Genomic DNA, 17192 nt, shown 5'->3' with positions numbered 1-17192 from the left:
GAAGATTTGAAAATTGAAAAATTGCGATCCTTAACTTGGTCGTCGATGCTTGCAAATCTCCTTGATCACAACTTATACTGAAACCAAAAAAAAACCGCCCCGAAATCAATCGAAGCGGTTTTATCACCGGGCATCCGTCACCAAACACCCAACAAATAGTTAAGCATTCACACCCAATACTTGAGCAATAGTAGCACCGATCTCCGCTGGAGAATCTACTACGTGAATTCCATTTTCTCTCATGATTCTCATTTTGGCAGCTGCAGTATCGTCAGCTCCACCGATGATTGCACCAGCGTGACCCATTCTACGTCCAGCAGGAGCAGTTTGACCTGCGATGAAACCTACTACTGGCTTCTTGTTGCCATTTTCTTTGATCCACTTTGCTGCCTCAGCTTCGTAGTTACCTCCGATTTCACCGATCATTACGATCGCGTCAGTCTCAGGATCTTCCATGAGCAACTGTACTGCTTGCTTAGTGGATGTTCCGATGATAGGATCTCCACCGATACCGATGGCAGTAGATACACCTAGACCGGCTTTGGCTACTTGATCAGCAGCTTCGTAAGTTAAAGTTCCTGACTTAGACACGATACCGATTCTACCTGATTTGAATACAAAACCTGGCATGATACCAACTTTCGCTTCACCTGGAGTGATTACACCTGGGCAGTTTGGACCGATCAGGGTAGCACCTCTTTCTAGAATGTAAGGTTTAGCTTTCATCATATCTGCCACAGGAATACCTTCTGTGATTGCGATGATCACTTTGATGCCTGCATCTGCAGCTTCCATGATCGCATCTGCAGCGAAAGCTGGCGGTACGAAAATAATAGAAGTATTGGCGCCAGTTTTTTGAACGGCTTCTTCTACAGAGTTGAAAACAGGTTTTTCCAAGTGAGTTGAACCACCTTTGCCTGGAGTTACACCACCGACTACGTTTGTTCCGTATTCGATCATTTGCTGTGCGTGAAACGAACCCTCAGATCCGGTGAAACCTTGTACGATCACCTTGGAATTTTTATTTACTAGTACACTCATGATGCGATTTCTATAGTTTGGCACAAAAATATAACAAACCCACCGCCCACAAAAGAAAAGGATAACATTATGCTGGGATTTTGATGATTCTTTGAGAAACCTGTCCTGAGAGAGATGGATGGTAGGTCAGCGTGACCTTATACTTGCTTATTTCTCGTTTGGTAAAAGGGCATATTGATTAGCGACAGTAGTCTTTAGTAAAGCAATTCAGCTATTTGCTCTTGTCAGAGACATATTTTTCATATTTTCGAGACAAATTAGTTAGTCACCTTCCAGCACCTCGTATGTTCAGTCTCAAAATCCTCATCGTTGAAGATGATCCAGTATCAGCCCTTTTGCTTCAGCGGGCGCTTGAGAAAAATAGACACGAGATACTTGGAATAGCTGATTCGGGTGAAAAGGCACTAGATATTCTGAGTGGCAATCCTGCCGATATGGTAATGATGGATATCAACCTAGCCGGTGAGCTCGACGGGATAAAAACCACTGAGATAATCAATGAGATCTACGATATTCCAGTCGTCTATCTAAGCGCCAGCTCGGATGCGGAGACCCTCAATAAAGTGGTTGGGACCAATCCAAGTGCCTATGTGATCAAGCCGTTCAACATTCGAGAACTTAATATGGTGATCGAATTGGCCATTTACAAGGATCGAAAAGAGAAGGAATTGCAGAAGCTCAACAATGAGTTGGAAGAAAAAGTGAAGCAACGTACGGTAGAACTTTACAATGCGAACCGCGAGCTTACCAAAGCATTGGAAAAGGAGCGAGAAATCAATGAATTGAAATCACGAATTGTTTTGAACGTCTCTCATGGTTTCAAAACACCCTTGACATCCATCCTGAGCTCTGCGCAGTTGCTGCAGATTTACGCTGAAAAGGACCATCCATTCAAGCCAAAAATCACCAAGCATGCCTTCAAAATCGAAAATTCAGTCAGAGCATTGAATAATCTGCTGACGAGTGTATTATTTTTTGGTAAAGCCGATGCAGGAAAAATTGAATTCAAGCCTAAAAAGATGTTTTTGGGTGCCTTTGTCAAAGAGGTTATAGATACCGTGAATGCCGGAAAGGAAAATGACGTCAAAATCAAACCTGAATTAATCAATCTTCCCAAGGTAATTACCTCTGATTCAGAGCTATTGAATCAGATTTTTGAAAATCTACTTTCAAATAGCTTGAAATATTCAAAGGATGGTCAGGAGGTGGTCTTCAAAATGGAATTTGCTAACAATAAATTGATAGGAACTGTGGAAGATCAAGGAATCGGGATTCCCGAAGCTGAGCAAAGCCAACTTTTCGAGCGTTTTTTCAGAGCAAAAAATGTGGGCTTAGTAGAAGGGTCAGGCCTTGGACTTTCTATCGTGAAAAAATGTGTGGATGTATTGAAAGGGGAGATAAGTTTTGAGAGTAGTGTAAAAAAAGGGACAACCTTTAGAGTAGAAATTCCGGTAAGATAATATGCTTTTTGAATCAAAAAATTTAAAGTACAGTCATCCCAATCAACCATCACTTAGTTTTCCTGACATCTCCCTGCAACAAGGGGAAAGTATGCTAGTGCTAGGGAAATCTGGTTCAGGGAAAACCACCCTATTGAATTTGCTTGCAGGGTTGCTTTTACCTGAAAGTGGAGAAGTGACTCTGAACCAACAAAACCTATCTGCCATGAAAGGACAGAAATTGGATTTATTTCGTGGCAAAGAAATCGGGATCGTTTTTCAAAAACCACACTTACTAGCTGCGCTGAACGTCAAAGAGAACCTTCAGATGGCGCATTTTTTCAGTAAGAAAAAAGGTCAGGAATTAGATCAGTTGCTAGCAGAATTAGGATTGAGCGGAAAAGCTAACTCCTCAGTCTTGACCCTGAGCGAAGGCGAAGCTCAGCGAGTTTCAATAGCTCGAGCACTTGCAACTAGTCCCAAACTGATCCTCGCAGATGAGCCTACCTCTAGCTTAGATGATGAAAATGCAAACAAAGTCATACAGCTTCTAAAGACGCAAGCAGCTAAAATCGGAGCAGCCTTGATCATCGTCACCCATGACCAGCGTGTCAAAACGCAAATTTCCAATTTTGTAGAAGTAAAGCCCTTATGAATTTATTTAAGCTCAGTTGGAAATATTTGACATTCAGACCACTTTCTACGGGATTGAATGTGCTGTTGCTCGCTCTTGGCCTGGCGATAATTACTGTGTTGCTGTTGATACAAGATCAGTTTGAAAAGAAAATGAACCAAGACGCGGTTGGGATAGATTTGGTCGTGGGGGCTAAGGGAAGTCCTTTGCAATTGATCCTTGCTGGCGTTTACCATATCGATTTTCCGACAGGGAATATTCCGATGGATGAAGCACAGAAACTTTCCAGAAATCGTCTAGTGAAAAACATAATCCCTATGGCTTTGGGGGATAATTACCAAGGATTTCGAATAGTAGGAACTAACCATGACTATCCGGGACTTTATGATGCACAACTCCAAAACGGGCAGCTGTGGGCGAAGCCTTATGAAGTCGTTTTGGGCGCTGAGGTTTCTGAAAAGTCGGGCTATCGAGTAGGAGACGAGTTCGTTGGAAGTCACGGAATAAGCGTGGGAAGTCATGAACACGATGCACATAAGTTCAAGGTAGTAGGTGTGTTGGAGCGAAAAGGAAATGTGCTGGATCGGTTGATCTTGACTAGCGTGGAGTCTATTTGGTTTACGCACGACGAAGAGGGAGAAACTGAGCTTTCTGATTCTACCTCAAATCACACAGACCATCATGAGGCGCATCTGCAAGATTCCGTAGCTATAAAGGGGTTTCCCAAAACCGATGATTCCAGAGAATTGACCACGCTTTTGGTGCAATACAGAAACCCAATGGCGGCTATACAGTTGCCAAGGATAATTAATTCAGGTACCTCTATGCAAGCTGCTTCACCATCCTTTGAGATGTCTAGGTTGTTCGAGTTGCTTGGGGTAGGGATTACCTTGTTGCAAGGGTTGGCGGTTGTGATTATCGGGATTTCAGGGCTTGGGATTTTCATAGCCTTATACAATTCTCTCAAGGAAAGGAAGTATGACCTGGCGATTCTTCGGGCGATAGGAGCTTCTCGAGGTCAGCTCCTACTATTGATTTTTTTGGAAGGAATTATGCTCACACTACTAGGAGCAATTTTGGGTATTTTGTTGGGCCACAGCTTCCTGTCTGTGATTATTTCTCAGAATGAACAAGGTGTGGTGGGATCTCTTCAGCCATGGATTTTCCTCAAACAAGAACTTTGGATAGTAGTATATGCGTTAATGGTAGGTGTTTTGGCCTCTATAATCCCAGCTATTGCAGCTTATCAAACAAGTATTGCAAAGCAATTGACAAAGGCTTAACTAGCGGCAGAATTAGAGTAACCCAAATAAAAATGTATCGAGCCTGGGGATTCTACCTTTGGGCTAGACCAACCTTAGAAATTAATATAACATGCAGATGAATAAGTTGAAGATAGCCTTATTGGCAGTTTTAGTAGTGATTGTGGGACAAACCTCCCTTGTGGCTCAAAGTACCAATGTCTGGAAGAATCTCTCTGAAGTCACTTATAAAATCTCAGAAGACGAATTTGGAGAACTTTATGTGCCGGTTTTCTCAGAGAACATTACCAAGCTGGCAGGCAAAGTGGTTGAGGCAGATGGCTATATTATTCCTTTTGAAGGAATGTTCAAGCCTGAGCATATCATCCTTTCCAGTTTACCTCTGGCAGAATGCTTTTTCTGTGGATCTGGTGGGCCGGAGACAGTCATGGAAGTAGATATGGCCTCACCGATCAAGTACACCTCGGACAGGGTGCGGGTGCGTGGAACACTTACGCTAAACAGCAAGGATCCTGAGAAGCTCATGTACATTATGAAAAATGCCACCTTGGTCAAATAAGCATTTTTCTACAAAGCATGCGGATTTTCCTCAAAGATCAAATTGGGTCGTTGAGGGTTGGTAGGTATTTGCAGTCATGAATGTGTTTAGAAAATGGGAAATGTTTTCATTTCTCCTTGATGTGAAATGAACCTAACGTAGCGTGTTCTTGAGGCGCCAAGCGGTTTCATTCAGCGGTTATCCGGCATATTCCTTTAATAACAAATTCCCTTTTCCAGCGCTTTGAATTTATCCAAAAGTCCTAGTGAAACTTGCCCAGGTTTTCCATTACCGATTTTGTGCTCGTCGATTTGAGTGACTGGAAGTAGTACTTTGGTCGTGCTGGTGATGAACGCTTCATCGGCGTTCAGCACTTCTTGCATACTGATAGGTCGAATTTTTACATCGCCAGCCAATTCGATGATGTGTTTTCTCGTGATGCCTTTAAGAATATGTGCATCAGGAGTGCTGATTACGCCGTCTTTTACGATGAAAAAGTTGCTGCGAGAACTCTCACTTACGTGGCCATTGAGATGATAAAGTACATCTTCGGCATCAGCATCTTTCCAGCGCATACTATCCCAAACTGCTAGTGCATAGTTGGTGGTTTTGATTTCGGCGATTGGCCTCACGTATTCTAAGGACAGTAATTTGATGCCTTTCTCATATTTCTCTTGGGCAGGAAAAATCAAAGATTCAGCGAAGATGAACAACTTTCCTTTGGCTGGTGAAAAGTGATTTGGAGAAATTCCTCCACTCAAAACCATTCGGATACCACCTTCTTTGAGATGGTTTTTTTCAATCAATTCCTGTATCACGGCCTTCAATTCGGCGCGGGAGTACTCAAGAGGCAAGAAGGTTTTTTCTGCTGACGCGAGAAATCTATCTAGATAGTTATCTAGAAAAAGAGCTTGAAAATTAACAGTTCGGAAAAAATCAAATATGCCATATCCTCGGATGAAACTTAAATCCATCGGGTGAATGATCGCTTTTTCTGTAGGTATGATTTGGCCGTCGGCAAAACAAAATGGTTTCATAGTAGCTGGGGTTAGAGCACCTAAAAATACTAGCTCTAGCTGAATAAATCACTTTTCCCCTCTCATCTTCATTTTTAATACTATTTAGAGATTAAGTAATAACTTTACGGCACAAAATTCTAATTACCATGAAGCGATCTATTCTGTTTTTAATTTTTACCTCTTTTTTAGCTATCACTTCCTGTGGTCCTAGTGGCCCTAGTGAGAATGAACTTCTTCGCGCTGAGGTGATTGCTGTTCATGATGAAGTGATGCCAAAAATAGGGCAATTGAAATCCCTAGAGCGTAAAGCACTGGAAAAGGTCAAAGAACTCGAGAGTGAGGAGCCTGTAGATTCAGTGAAAATCATAACATTTAAATCATTGGCTTATGATCTCAATCAGGCAGATGAAGCCATGTTTGACTGGATGCATCAGTACGATACGGAGGATGGAGAAAAGACTGAAGAAGAGCTAAAGCAATACCTCGACGAGCAGATGGTGTTGATCACGAAAGTGAATGTAGATATGAAAGCGGCTTTGGAGAAAGCAAACAAGGCACTGAACTGATCAAAAGTCAGGTTTTTGCTGCAAGTAATTCTCCACCTCTTTGGAGGTGATTTTTCCCTCGTTCATTCCCCAGATATTATACAGATAAGTGCTGATCTGCGCTATTTCCAGTGGCGTGAGCTTAGGGTTGGCCGGCATGGGTTGGTTATAAATTTGTCCATTTACTGTGATTTCTCCCTCCAGCCCGTGCTTCATGATCCAAACCGTTCGATGAACCGATGCCTGAAAGTAATCTGCATCACGCAAGGGAGGAATTAGATTGCCTACACCAGTTCCGTCATTTTGGTGGCAATTTCCACAGTGATTTTCGTAAATGGTCTTCCCATCCACCGCATATTTCATCACTTCAGGATCTTCGATATGCACGAGCACATTATCTTCATTGGTGCTTTTTGGGCTACATGCTGACGCAAAAAGTAGGATGATCAAGAACTTTCTCATTTGTCTAGCAGCTTTGGGATATCTTTTAGCAGTTTATCCACTTGATCAGACTTCGTTCCATCATACACGCCGCGAATGTGACCTTCTTGATCGATAAGTAGGAAAGCTCCGGAATGCAAAAATCCACCTGGCTCATTTTGGTCTGCTTGTGCCGTAGTGATGTAGCTGGTTTGGCCGATTTCATAGATTTTCTCAGCATCCCCGGTGAGAAAATTCCAAGTTTGAGCATCTTCTATTCCTAATTTTTGAGCATAATCTTTCAATACTTCCTGCGTGTCATGCCTAGGATCAATGGTATGGCTTAGGATTTTAAAGTTGGGGTTGTCACCGAATTTTTCATACACCCGAATCATTTCTTTCTTCATAATCGGGCAGATAGTAGGGCAAGTCGTGAAAAAGAAATCTGCTACATATACTTTTCCATTTACGTCCTGATTACTGATGGTTTGGCCTTCTTGATTGGTGAATGAGAATTCAGCTATCTGATGGTAAACAGTATCCTGCACTACAGCGCCATCTACCGTTTTTTCATCTACATGCCAATTACCCAGCTTTGGAAGTGGAGCAGTTTCATTTTTTCCGGCAGGATTGCATTGGGAAAAAAGAAGAGAAATCAGAAGTAGCGAAAGTATTGAAAACCTATTATTCATAAGATTAAGCGTTTTTTCTAAATTTTTTGTACAGGCGAATACCCAGCATCAAGGTCACGCCCAGTGTAATCAGGCCAGCCAATCCCCAAACCATGCTGAGCGTACTTTTCAAGACAATCAAAAACACGATCGCAAAGAGCAGCAGGGTGGATGCCTCATTCCATATCCTCAACTGTATAGAAGTCCATCGGGTTCGCCCAGCTTGAAGTTCTTTGAAGAGTTTGTGACACCAGCCGTGATACCCATAGAGTAATACTACAAACGCCAGTTTAGCATGCATGAATGGCAACTGCAAGAATTCCATTCGGTGTGTCAATACCAAAGTTCCGAAGATTAACGTGAGCACGGCAGACGGCCAGGTGATGATGTACCAAAGCCGCGAGGCCATTAGGTCCAACTGAGGTTTGAGGATTTTTCGCTCTGATTCTGGACGTTCCATCACTTCAGTTTGATAGATGAATAATCGAACGATATAAAATAGTCCTGCAAACCAGGTGACTACAAAGATGATGTGAAGTGCTTTGAGGTACTCGAAAGTCATTCTCGGAATTTTCGGCTAAATTAAGGCCTAAACTTTACAACCCCACTTAAATCTTGAAAAGCTCAAAGTTCATTTTCTATATAATTGTTGCAGGTGTAATCGCGCTGGTGATTTTGATAGCCAAGGAATCATTTTTTCAACCTGGTATCGAGCGTTTCGAAGGCAAATACAAGGAACTTTCTACCTATAGAAATGAAAACAATACCGGGCCAGTAGTACGGATTTATGCCGTACAAGCCTTGGATAATTCCCAAGAATGGATGCGGGAGTACGGGGACGCGATGCCACACACCAAATACGGTAGGACGGTAGTTTTCTTTTTCTCTGATCAAATTGATCAGGCGATTGATTTATCTCCCACTGATCCGTATTTCAGCCCAGAATTGTGGCAATATGTACATGCTACCTATCAGAAAAGCCCAATGGGCGATGTGAGTTTTATTGATGGCTACCCGAAATGAGAAAGAGGTTAACACTGAACGAATACAAAGAAGGAGTACTTGCCGGAGATAGAACCAAGCTCAGTCAGGCAATAACCCTGGCAGAAAGTTCCTTGGAGAGTGATCAGGCTCTTGCATCGGATTTGGTCCAGCAACTTTTGCCATTTACCGGGAAGTCGGTTCGCATAGGGATCACCGGAGTTCCGGGAGTGGGGAAAAGTACTTTTATTGAGGCCTTCGGCAAAATGCTTGTTGAGCAAGGGAAGTCCGTAGCAGTTTTGGCAGTGGATCCCTCTAGTCAAAAAAGCAAGGGCAGCATCCTCGGTGACAAAACCAGGATGGAAAAATTAGCGAGTGATAAGCGAGCTTTCATCCGTCCAAGCCCTACCGGAAGTACTTTAGGCGGTGTCAGTTCCAAAACTAGAGAAGCCATGTTGCTGTGCGAAGCAGCAGGTTTCGATGCGATACTGATCGAGACGGTGGGAGTGGGTCAATCCGAAACAGCGGTGAAAAGCATGGTGGATTTTTTCCTGTTACTCATGCTTTCAGGTGCGGGAGACGAACTTCAGGGGATCAAAAAAGGCATAATGGAAATGGCCGACGGGGTAGTCATCCACAAGGCAGACGGCGACAATCTGGCAAAGGCCAAAAGAGCAAAGTCAACGTATAAAAATGCCCTTCATCTTTTTCCTCTAGGAGATAATAAGTGGTCAGCTCCTGTGATAACGGCCTCTTCTTTGACTGGAGAAGGGCTGAATGAGTGCTGGCAAATGATTCATTCCTATCAGGAAAAAATGCAGGAATCTGGTTTTTGGGAGGCAAATCGCTCCGAGCAACGGCTTAATTGGTTGGAAGAAAATATGCAATATTTGTTGGGGAGGTTGTTTCTAGGAAATCCGAAGGTTCAGGAAATGCTAACGCAAAATCGCAGCCTTGTGGCTTCTGGAAAACTCAGTCCTTTGGCGCTTGCACGCGATTTAATGCAGGCTTTTTTCAATCAAAAGAAACTCTAAAATGAAATATCTATTCATACTAACTGCCTTACTTTTCTTTGCCTGTGGGGAAAAAGCTACAGAGTCAACTACTAAACTTAGTTTCAGTAGCAAGTCTTTTTCCTCTAAACGATGCATCGATGAAAGCTGTGCAAAGGTGGAAATTAGCTATCCTATAGCGGAAAATTCTCCAGCAGCTGCTCAGATTAACGATGATATCATGGGGCAGCTACTGGTTTATTTTAATAATGAAGAAGGTTTCAGCAACTTAGATTCTGCCGCAAAGAGTTTTCTTGATTCGTATGAAGAATTCAAAACTGACTTTCCTGAATCACCAGGCGAATGGACTGTGGAGCTCAAAGTTGAAGTAACCTACGAGTCAGACAGCACGCTCAGTGTTCAATTTTCAGAGTTCAACTATGCTGGTGGCGCGCACCCCAATTCCAGTGTTTACTACATGAATTTTGATAAGCAGACCGGAGAATACTTAAGTGTGGATCGGGTGATTTTGGACGAGGGGAAAATGCTGCATTTGGCAGAAACTGCTTTCAGAAAACATCATGAAGTAGAAGAAGGAAAGTCATTGGAGGAAGCAGGCTTCTTTTTACCGGAAACAGGTTTCTTTCTCCCAAATGCAATAGGGTATGAAAATGATAAATTCATTTTAACCTACATTCCTTATGAGATTGGGCCTTATGTATTGGGATATACTGTGTTGGAGTTTGACCTGAAGGACTTAGAGGGAATTGTGAGAGCGGAATAACTATTCACTCCCATTATTTTGAACTCCCTTGGAGTGTCTATTCTACAAAAAGCCGCTAAGAAATTAATCTCAGCGGCCTTTTCACCTAGTTACATCGTAAAAGTTTGTTTTATCAGAGTCTAATTTTCTAATATGATTATCCGCTTTTCTACCAGTAAGGTGGAATAAGCAATGTAGCAAATGTTAAACTTAAGAATTGAGGCCGCTTCGGTCATCGGTCTTCCAACCAGATAAGCAAGGAATATAAGCTGACTGGCATTTATGCGGATAATTATATTTTCTAATCTCTAATAAATCAAAAACCCAGAAGGGCCTCTGCCAACTTCGAAAGTTCTGATGACTGAGCCTGATTCAGAAAGAACAGTTATAGATCCGTTTCCTTGAAAGCCATTGGCATTAGCAACGTAGATTTGATCACGCTCATCGTCATAACCTATTCCGTAGAAACCTGAGCCAGTCATCAGTTCGGTTGCAGTTGCAGTGTTGCCTTCTAGATCAATTCCAACAACAGCATCATTGTAATCAGGCCATCCAGAGCTAGTTAAAATATACATTTCATCATCTCCGTCGAAAGCAATTTTACCACTAGCATTGGCAAGCGGAATAGTATAAGAAGTTCCCAAAGTAAGACTGCTCAAATTCAACGTGTAGAAAATAACCTTATCTGAGTCCACGGCATATACCCAAAGTACACCATCCTCTTCGTGGAATTGTTTTGGTGATGCTTCCAAATCAAGAATGGTAATTACCCTTTCTTGAGTGGCGTCGATGATTTCGATTTTGTCTTCTTCCGAACCAGCTACGATGATGTAGTTATTATAGGAGAACAGATCTTCAGGCTTGTTTGAAACTTCAATTTTCTTCGAAACACCTCCGCCATCTAGGCCATTCACTACAGCAACGTAAGAATCCGGGGTACCATAGCTAGCGTCGTAAGGTCCGTAGTCGCTGATGAAAAGCTTGCTCCCATTCACAGCCAAAGATCTTGGTTGATCCAAATCTGCCGAGACAGCACCTAGGCTTTTGAAATCTGTAGGGTCCACGATTTCTACTTTTCCGGTATTAGCTACCAGGTAAAGTCTTTCTGCCTCTAGAACCATATCTTCCAACAGACCCGCAAAAGGTCTCATGTTTTCTGCTTCGAAAATAGTAGGAAGTAGCTCTTCGGTGTTTGGATTCAAGTGATAGACTTCGCCGTCATTTGTCCCGAAGTTCCCTTCATTCATGATCAAAATGCCGTTGTTGTACTTGCCTAGTGGCTTTTCATCGCCACTGTCAGAGCAGGCAAATGAGACAGAAATCAGGGCTGAAGCCCAAAGAAGTTGGTTTAGTTTCATAATATTAAGGATATGTTAAATTGAAAAGATCTTCCAGGCATAGCTCTCAGATAGAGCACTTGATAGTCGGTGTTGAATACATTGTTGATCTGAAAACTCATTGGCAACCGGAGGTTTCCAAGCTCTAGCTGGTCGTAGCCTAAGCCGAAATTGAAGAGCTGAAAAGAAGGCATCAAGCGAGGATTGTCCGCCGTGACCGAGCGCTCGCCTATATAATACGTGCTCACGAAACTTGACAAACCAGCTTTTTCTACCTGTATTTTTGCGTTGGCTTGATGCCGCGGCGTGTAGGGGAGTTGCTTGCCTACTGATTGGTCATTTTCACCAGTTCCCTTGGTGGTCACAGCTTTGGAGTAGGTGTAGGAGGTTGTCAAGTTCCAATTCCAAGTTCCAATTGTACTTCCCAGGGTTCCTTGGTATTCTATGCCTTGATTATCTACTGTTTTGATGTTCTCTGGAGTCCATACACTACCCTTTGGTAGCCAAATAATCCAGTTGTCAACAGACATCCGGTAGTAAGTCATACTTTGATTCCAGGTGAATTTTCCTGTTCCGCTCCATGCCAAACCAATTTCTCCACTTAGACTTTCTTCAGGTTTGAGCGCTGGATTTCCGCCAGGATTCCAGAATCTATCGTTAAGCGTGGGTACTTTAAAGCCTTTTCCGGCGGATGTTTTGAGTTGAAACGCTTGATTTCCTTTTCTCCAAAAACTCCAATCCATTCCTAAGCCAGGAGTGAAGGGGGCAAATGTGCCAGCATAGATCAACTGACGAAGATTTAGAGAAAAAGACAGGTTGTCGCTGGCGGAGTATTTGGTACTTTGATAAAGTTCTACTCGGGTATCGTCTTCTGTGTAAGTGCTGAGTTCTCCTTTAGCCAAGGTGTATCGAATGCCGGCTTTTGTATTCCACTTTTCTGAAAAAGTCTGATCCCAATCTCCACTGGCAAAATATTGTGTAGTTTGATTTAGACTTTCATTGAAAAGCATTTTGTCCTGAACAAACCCTGTTTTCAGGTTCCAGATGGACTTTTTTCCAAAATAAAAGTAATCCAAAACCGCTCGCACACCCTGATCTTCCTGCTCATCTTGGGTAGTTGACCCCATCACGGGCTGTACTTCCCGGTTAGCTTTATGCCACCAAACGGCCGCTTTCAACTGATTTCGTTCATTTAGATTCCACCCCAGATCCTGTGCCCATCCCATTTGCTCGACCTGTGCATGATCCTCGTTTACTTCAGGAGTTCCTAGCTGTCCCAGGTCTTTGTACGGGAAATTATTCTTTGAAAAATCACGATATATCCGGGTTTTGGTGCTGAAATTCGGAGTAGAAAAACCTCCTGTCACATGTGTGTTGAGCAGACCAAAACTTCCTGCTTGCTGTAAAAGTGCGAGTTCCAGTCCTTTTCCAAAACTAGGTTGAGATGCTAAATGTATGCTACCACCAATGGCCTCATTGCCGAAAAGTGCGCCTGCATTTCCAAACTGCAAACTCACCTGATCGACAGCGGAAATCGGTAGTATGGATAAATCACTTTGGCCAAGAGAAGGACTGTTGATGGGAAGTCCATTCCAGAACACTGCTGTATGTCCGGCTGAAGTACCTCGAAAAGATGGGGAAGCAATCATGCCCGCTCCGTACTGCCTCACGAAAACCGGGGATTGTTCCTGAAGAATATCTGCCAACGACCGGCCTTGAAAATTTTCCAAATCCGCTTTTTGCCAATTGATCACTTTTTGTCCTTGGGCAAAGCGATCCAAAGCTGGCGCATAGATTTCCACCTCGGCTAGCTTGACCGTGTCTTGAACCGGGCTGGAACCCACAAAAGAAATTGCCCACAAAAGCAAAAACATCCCTGATCGAATTAGTTGAAAATTCGATTCGGGCTTGAAGAGAAATGTGAAGAAGGATGCGAAACCGAAAGCAATCGGTCCAGGAACATTCTTCGTAGCCTTTCCTCCGAAAGCACAGAATCAACAGAAATCGGCAGGTCTCCTGGCTCACCTCGATTTGCCGCCTTCTCATCCCAAATTGGTTTTGGAACAATGGCCTTTGTGACAAATCATTTGCGGAAAAATCCGCTCGGTTTACAGTTGCGGGGACAGCTTTGGTTTTACACCAAATTCCCTTTTAATCCCAAGAGCTCGTAGGAGAGATTGGGAACCTATTTCGGCTACAAATCTAGATGCATAAAGCTTAGGAAAAAAATCTGTTTGCGGACAAATTTTGGAAGTGGGGAAATCCCGAGCTTATTTTGGATTTTATTCCTCCAACGAAACTCCGTGAAAAAACTTCGATTTTACTTCCTTATTTCTTCTGTTTCATTAGTGGTATTCGCTTCTTTTTCAAGGTGTAAGGAAAGAAAGGATAAAGAGACTGCGATGCTTGAAAATAGCGCTTTGAGCTATGCTTCCGGCTTCACTATTTCTAAAGGAAATAATTATTGGGAACTGGAAGTGACTCAGGCCTGGACAGGTGCGGATCGAATTTTTAGATATTTAGTCTTGGAAGAAAATGCAGAGAAACCTACCGGAAATTATGATGCAATAATTCAGCTTCCAGTAGAAAATGTGGTCCTCACTTCGACCACGCAAATTCCACATTTGGATATGTTGAATGCTACTGAAAAGTTGATCGGTTTTCCGGATTTGAATTTGATTTCTTCAGAGAAAACTTGGAAGCAAATCGATGCAGGAAAAGTCACCGACTTGGGCGCTGGTCCTTCGGCAAATACTGAAATGGTCATCGATCTGGCTCCGGATTGGATCATGATTTCTACATTGGGAGAGGATTTGAAATATTTGGATCTGCTGGCGCAAGCGGAAATTCCAGCGATAATTAACGGGGAATATGTGGAGCAACATCCCCTTGGAAGGGCTGAATGGATCAAGTTTACGGGGATTCTCTTGGGAAAATATGAGGAAGCGAAAGTTGCTTTTGAAGAGGTTGAAAAAGCCTATCTGGAAGCGGAAAAATTGGGCAGCTCGATAGAAGGTTCACTGCGTCCGTCGGTTCTCAGCGGAGTGCTTTATCAGGATATTTGGTATGCGCCAGGAAGTGAGAGCTGGGGAGCAAAAATCCTCCAAAATGCTGGAGGGAATTATATTTTCTCAGCTCAGAAGGGAACTGGATCTGTTCAGTTGAATTATGAGTTTGTGCTTGAAAATGCACTGGAAGCCGATTTTTGGATAGGTTCTGCAGATTATTCTGATTTGCAAACCATGGGTAATGCAGAGCCGAGGTACAGAGCTTTTGCTGCGTTCAAATCCGGAAATGTTTTTTCCTACACGCAGAAAAAAGGAAGAGCGGGAGGGCTGGAATACTTTGAGTTGGGCTACATGCGACCGGATTTGATTTTGAAAGACCTAATCAAAATCCTTCATCCAGACTTACTTCCGGACTATGAGTTGTATTTTTATCAACGACTCAATGAAAGCAACTAGGCCGGTAATTTTACTTTTTGCAGCTCTGACCCTATTGGTTTTGAGCTTTCTGCTCAATGTCAGCTTGGGTTCTGTGTCTATATCTCCAGGTGAAATTGTAGAAGGAATATTCACAGGTGACTGGACGAAAGCATCCCGGGAACAGATTATTTTGAATTACAGAATTCCAAAGGCATTAGTCGCTATTATGGCTGGTATAGGGCTGAGCATCAGCGGTCTTCAGATGCAGACTTTTTTCAGAAATCCCCTTGCTGGACCGTTCGTGTTGGGGATTAGTTCAGGTGCAGGATTAGGAGTTGCCATCTTGATGTTGGCTGGATCGGCGTTTGGCTTGGTTGCATTTGGCGGAGTTATGAGTCCTTGGGCGATTGCGGTCGCTGGGACCTTAGGCGCAGGCTTGGTCTTGGTCACGGTGAGTTTAGTGGCTTGGAAAGTTCGTGATAGCATGACCCTTTTAATCGTTGGTTTGATGTTCGGATCGGCTGTTTCGGCGGTGATTTCGGTATTGTCCTATTTTTCTGGGGCAGAGGCACTGAAGCTTTTCACTATTTGGTCTATGGGTAGTTTGGGAGGCCTGGTTTGGGAGCAAGTTTGGGTGCTGATCTTTGTTATTGCGCTTGGGATTATTCCGGTGATTGCCTCTGTCAAATCCTATAATGGGATGCTTTTAGGAGAGAGCTACGCAAAAAGTATGGGGATAAATCCTGATCGTTTGCGCTGGCTGATGATCTTGAGTACTGGATTATTGGCAGGTTGTATTACGGCTTTTTGTGGACCAATTGCGTTCGTTGGGATAGCGGTTCCGCATGTCGCCCGGATAGTTTGGCGCACATCGGATCATCGGGTGTTATTTCCGGCTACGGCTATTTTGGGAGGGATTTTACTACTGCTTTGTGATGTGGTCGCGCAGTTGCCTGGCTCATCTCAGACTTTACCCATCAATGCGGTAACATCCTTGGTAGGTGCTCCGATTGTGATCAGTCTGGTTTTGAAAAAGAACTTTAGCAAAGAATTCTAAATGATGGATAAAGCGACGGTAATTGGAAAGAATCTGACGGTGGGCTATACCAAGCGAAAGCAAAAAAAGGAGATTCTTCGTGACCTAAGTTTTGCGCTTAACTCTGGCGAAATGACCTGCCTTTTGGGGCCAAATGGTGTGGGGAAATCTACGCTGGTCAAGGCGATTTTAGGACAAATAAAACCCTGGTCGGGCTCAGTTTTTTTGAATGGGAAAGAGATAGCCTCTTATACTAATGAAGATTTGTCGAAGGAACTTTCGGTGGTGTTGACCGAGCCTTTTTTGCCGGGAAATATGACTGTAGGCCAATTGGTTGCGATGGGAAGAATTCCGCATACGAGTTGGACAGGGAAATTGTCTGAAGCTGATTTGAAGGCAGTTGAAAAAGCTTTGGTAGCCACCAAAATCACTTATCTGAAAGACGAGCGACTGGCTGAAATCTCCGATGGGCAGCGACAAAAAGCGATGATCGCGCGGGCGCTGGCGCAGGACGGAAAAGTGATGGTACTAGATGAACCGACAGCTCATCTGGACTTGGTAAATCGTTTTGAGATTATGCGTTTACTCCATGAAATTTCTAGAAGTCAGCAAAAGGCCATTTTAGTCGTGACCCATGATCTGGAAATAGCACTCGAGACGGCTGATAGGTTTTGGTTGCTGAATTGCGGATCGCCGTTGATTTCTGGTCTGCCAGAGGATCTGGTGATTTCTGGTTCCATAAATCAATTATTGCCAGGAAAGCAGTTTCATTTCAGCGTGGATCGAGGAAGAATTGAGTCTGTGGAATCGGACGTGAAATTTGATTTTTCCGGGCCAGTCGAATTAGTTCAGTGGGTGAGAAATGCTTTGCTAAAAGCTGGAGTTAAGAATCTAAAATCGACCATTGAGGTTTGTGGGAACCCTTTATTGATGAAGTATGAAGGTCAGAATTTTGAGAGTGTTGGTGAGTTAGTGGAGGGTTTGAAAAGGAGAGAAGTCCACCTTTGATATTTATTTTAGAAATCAAGCGCTTAATTTTTTTACCGGTTTAGCGCCACATTTTATTCTCTTGTATGGTTTCGGTTCTTC

General features: G+C 43.2%; 18 protein-coding genes and 1 riboswitch. Of the genes, 11 read left to right on the top strand and 7 right to left on the bottom strand.

Translation table 11 applies throughout. The annotated features are described in order from the left end of the window. Positions 1-159 precede the first annotated feature (159 nt). Complete coding sequence (gene sucD / locus ABJH64_RS13280) at positions 160-1041, bottom strand: succinate--CoA ligase subunit alpha (RefSeq protein WP_348274378.1); 882 nt, start codon at positions 1039-1041, stop codon at positions 160-162. Positions 1042-1325: 284 nt separating this feature from the next. Between sucD and ABJH64_RS13275 the strand changes: the two genes are divergently transcribed. The 4 genes from ABJH64_RS13275 to ABJH64_RS13260 all read left to right on the top strand — a co-directional run bounded on the left by ABJH64_RS13275 (position 1326) and on the right by ABJH64_RS13260 (position 4935). Continuing rightward, positions 1326-2501: an ATP-binding protein gene (locus ABJH64_RS13275; protein WP_348274377.1), complete on the top strand. Its 1176-nt coding sequence runs from the start codon at positions 1326-1328 to the stop codon at positions 2499-2501. Between the two features lies 1 nt (position 2502). Then, positions 2503-3135 carry an ATP-binding cassette domain-containing protein gene (locus ABJH64_RS13270; RefSeq protein WP_348274376.1) on the top strand — a complete coding sequence of 211 codons (633 nt, stop codon included), beginning with the start codon at positions 2503-2505 and terminating at the stop codon, positions 3133-3135. Further along, on the top strand, positions 3132-4397 hold the full coding sequence (locus tag ABJH64_RS13265) for an FtsX-like permease family protein (protein ID WP_348274375.1): 1266 nt from the start codon (positions 3132-3134) through the stop codon (positions 4395-4397). Before ABJH64_RS13270 ends, ABJH64_RS13265 begins: the two co-directional genes overlap by 4 nt. A 97-nt stretch (positions 4398-4494) precedes the next feature. After that, positions 4495-4935 (top strand): hypothetical protein, encoded by a 441-nt coding sequence (locus ABJH64_RS13260; protein WP_348274383.1) that lies wholly within the window; start codon positions 4495-4497, stop codon positions 4933-4935. A 194-nt stretch (positions 4936-5129) separates the two neighbouring features. Here ABJH64_RS13260 and ABJH64_RS13255 read toward each other — a convergent pair whose 3' ends face one another. Then, a complete protein-coding gene (locus tag ABJH64_RS13255; RefSeq protein ID WP_348274374.1) occupies positions 5130-5951 on the bottom strand; it encodes an aminotransferase class IV in 822 nt (273 codons plus the stop codon). 128 nt (positions 5952-6079) lie between these two features. On the opposite strand from ABJH64_RS13255, the gene ABJH64_RS13250 reads away from it, so the two are divergent. After that, positions 6080-6499, top strand: a complete 420-nt coding sequence (locus ABJH64_RS13250) for a hypothetical protein (RefSeq protein ID WP_348274373.1) — start codon at positions 6080-6082, stop codon at positions 6497-6499. On the opposite strand, the gene ABJH64_RS13245 is transcribed toward ABJH64_RS13250, so the two are convergent. The 3 genes from ABJH64_RS13245 to ABJH64_RS13235 are packed head-to-tail and all read right to left on the bottom strand — an operon-like array spanning position 6500 to position 8131. Then, positions 6500-6940, bottom strand: a complete 441-nt coding sequence (locus tag ABJH64_RS13245) for a cytochrome c (RefSeq protein WP_348274372.1) — start codon at positions 6938-6940, stop codon at positions 6500-6502. It lies immediately after the preceding gene. Then, positions 6937-7590, bottom strand: coding sequence for an SCO family protein (locus tag ABJH64_RS13240; protein ID WP_348274371.1), 654 nt, complete (start codon positions 7588-7590; stop codon positions 6937-6939). Before ABJH64_RS13240 ends, ABJH64_RS13245 begins: the two co-directional genes overlap by 4 nt. A 4-nt stretch (positions 7591-7594) precedes the next feature. Then, positions 7595-8131, bottom strand: a complete 537-nt coding sequence (locus ABJH64_RS13235) for a CopD family protein (protein ID WP_348298994.1) — start codon at positions 8129-8131, stop codon at positions 7595-7597. Positions 8132-8184: 53 nt separating this feature from the next. On the opposite strand from ABJH64_RS13235, the gene ABJH64_RS13230 reads away from it, so the two are divergent. The 3 genes from ABJH64_RS13230 to ABJH64_RS13220 are packed head-to-tail and all read left to right on the top strand — an operon-like array spanning position 8185 to position 10326. Then, positions 8185-8592: a hypothetical protein gene (locus tag ABJH64_RS13230; protein WP_348277276.1), complete on the top strand. Its 408-nt coding sequence runs from the start codon at positions 8185-8187 to the stop codon at positions 8590-8592. Then, complete coding sequence (gene meaB / locus ABJH64_RS13225) at positions 8589-9584, top strand: methylmalonyl Co-A mutase-associated GTPase MeaB (RefSeq protein ID WP_348277275.1); 996 nt, start codon at positions 8589-8591, stop codon at positions 9582-9584. Before ABJH64_RS13230 ends, meaB begins: the two co-directional genes overlap by 4 nt. A 1-nt stretch (position 9585) precedes the next feature. Beyond that, on the top strand, positions 9586-10326 hold the full coding sequence (locus tag ABJH64_RS13220; RefSeq protein WP_348277274.1) for a DUF4163 domain-containing protein: 741 nt from the start codon (positions 9586-9588) through the stop codon (positions 10324-10326). 287 nt (positions 10327-10613) lie between these two features. On the opposite strand, the gene ABJH64_RS13215 is transcribed toward ABJH64_RS13220, so the two are convergent. Both ABJH64_RS13215 and ABJH64_RS13210 read right to left on the bottom strand, forming a co-directional pair. Continuing rightward, complete coding sequence (locus tag ABJH64_RS13215; protein ID WP_348277273.1) at positions 10614-11663, bottom strand: DUF5074 domain-containing protein; 1050 nt, start codon at positions 11661-11663, stop codon at positions 10614-10616. Then, the gene (locus ABJH64_RS13210) at positions 11660-13516 is read right to left on the bottom strand and encodes a TonB-dependent receptor (protein ID WP_348277272.1); all 1857 of its coding nucleotides are present in this window, start codon (positions 13514-13516) and stop codon (positions 11660-11662) included. Before ABJH64_RS13210 ends, ABJH64_RS13215 begins: the two co-directional genes overlap by 4 nt. Before the next feature lie 114 nt (positions 13517-13630). Further along, positions 13631-13846: riboswitch (cobalamin riboswitch) on the bottom strand. A 99-nt stretch (positions 13847-13945) separates the two neighbouring features. Between ABJH64_RS13210 and ABJH64_RS13205 the strand changes: the two genes are divergently transcribed. Genes ABJH64_RS13205 through ABJH64_RS13195 form a run of 3 tightly spaced genes read left to right on the top strand, consistent with a single transcriptional unit; the run spans position 13946 to position 17111 of the window. Continuing rightward, on the top strand, positions 13946-15106 hold the full coding sequence (locus tag ABJH64_RS13205; RefSeq protein ID WP_348277271.1) for an ABC transporter substrate-binding protein: 1161 nt from the start codon (positions 13946-13948) through the stop codon (positions 15104-15106). After that, a complete protein-coding gene (locus ABJH64_RS13200) occupies positions 15093-16124 on the top strand; it encodes an iron ABC transporter permease (RefSeq protein WP_348277270.1) in 1032 nt (343 codons plus the stop codon). Before ABJH64_RS13205 ends, ABJH64_RS13200 begins: the two co-directional genes overlap by 14 nt. Beyond that, positions 16125-17111 (top strand): ABC transporter ATP-binding protein, encoded by a 987-nt coding sequence (locus tag ABJH64_RS13195; RefSeq protein ID WP_348277269.1) that lies wholly within the window; start codon positions 16125-16127, stop codon positions 17109-17111. It abuts the gene before it with no gap. Positions 17112-17192: the final 81 nt, after the last annotated feature.

Origin of the sequence: Algoriphagus sp. (assembly GCF_039969895.1) — a bacterium.
Lineage (GTDB): Bacteria > Bacteroidota > Bacteroidia > Cytophagales > Cyclobacteriaceae > Algoriphagus.
The sequence above is the reverse complement of the archived record's forward strand: the minus strand, read 5'-3'. Positions and strand labels throughout refer to the sequence as shown.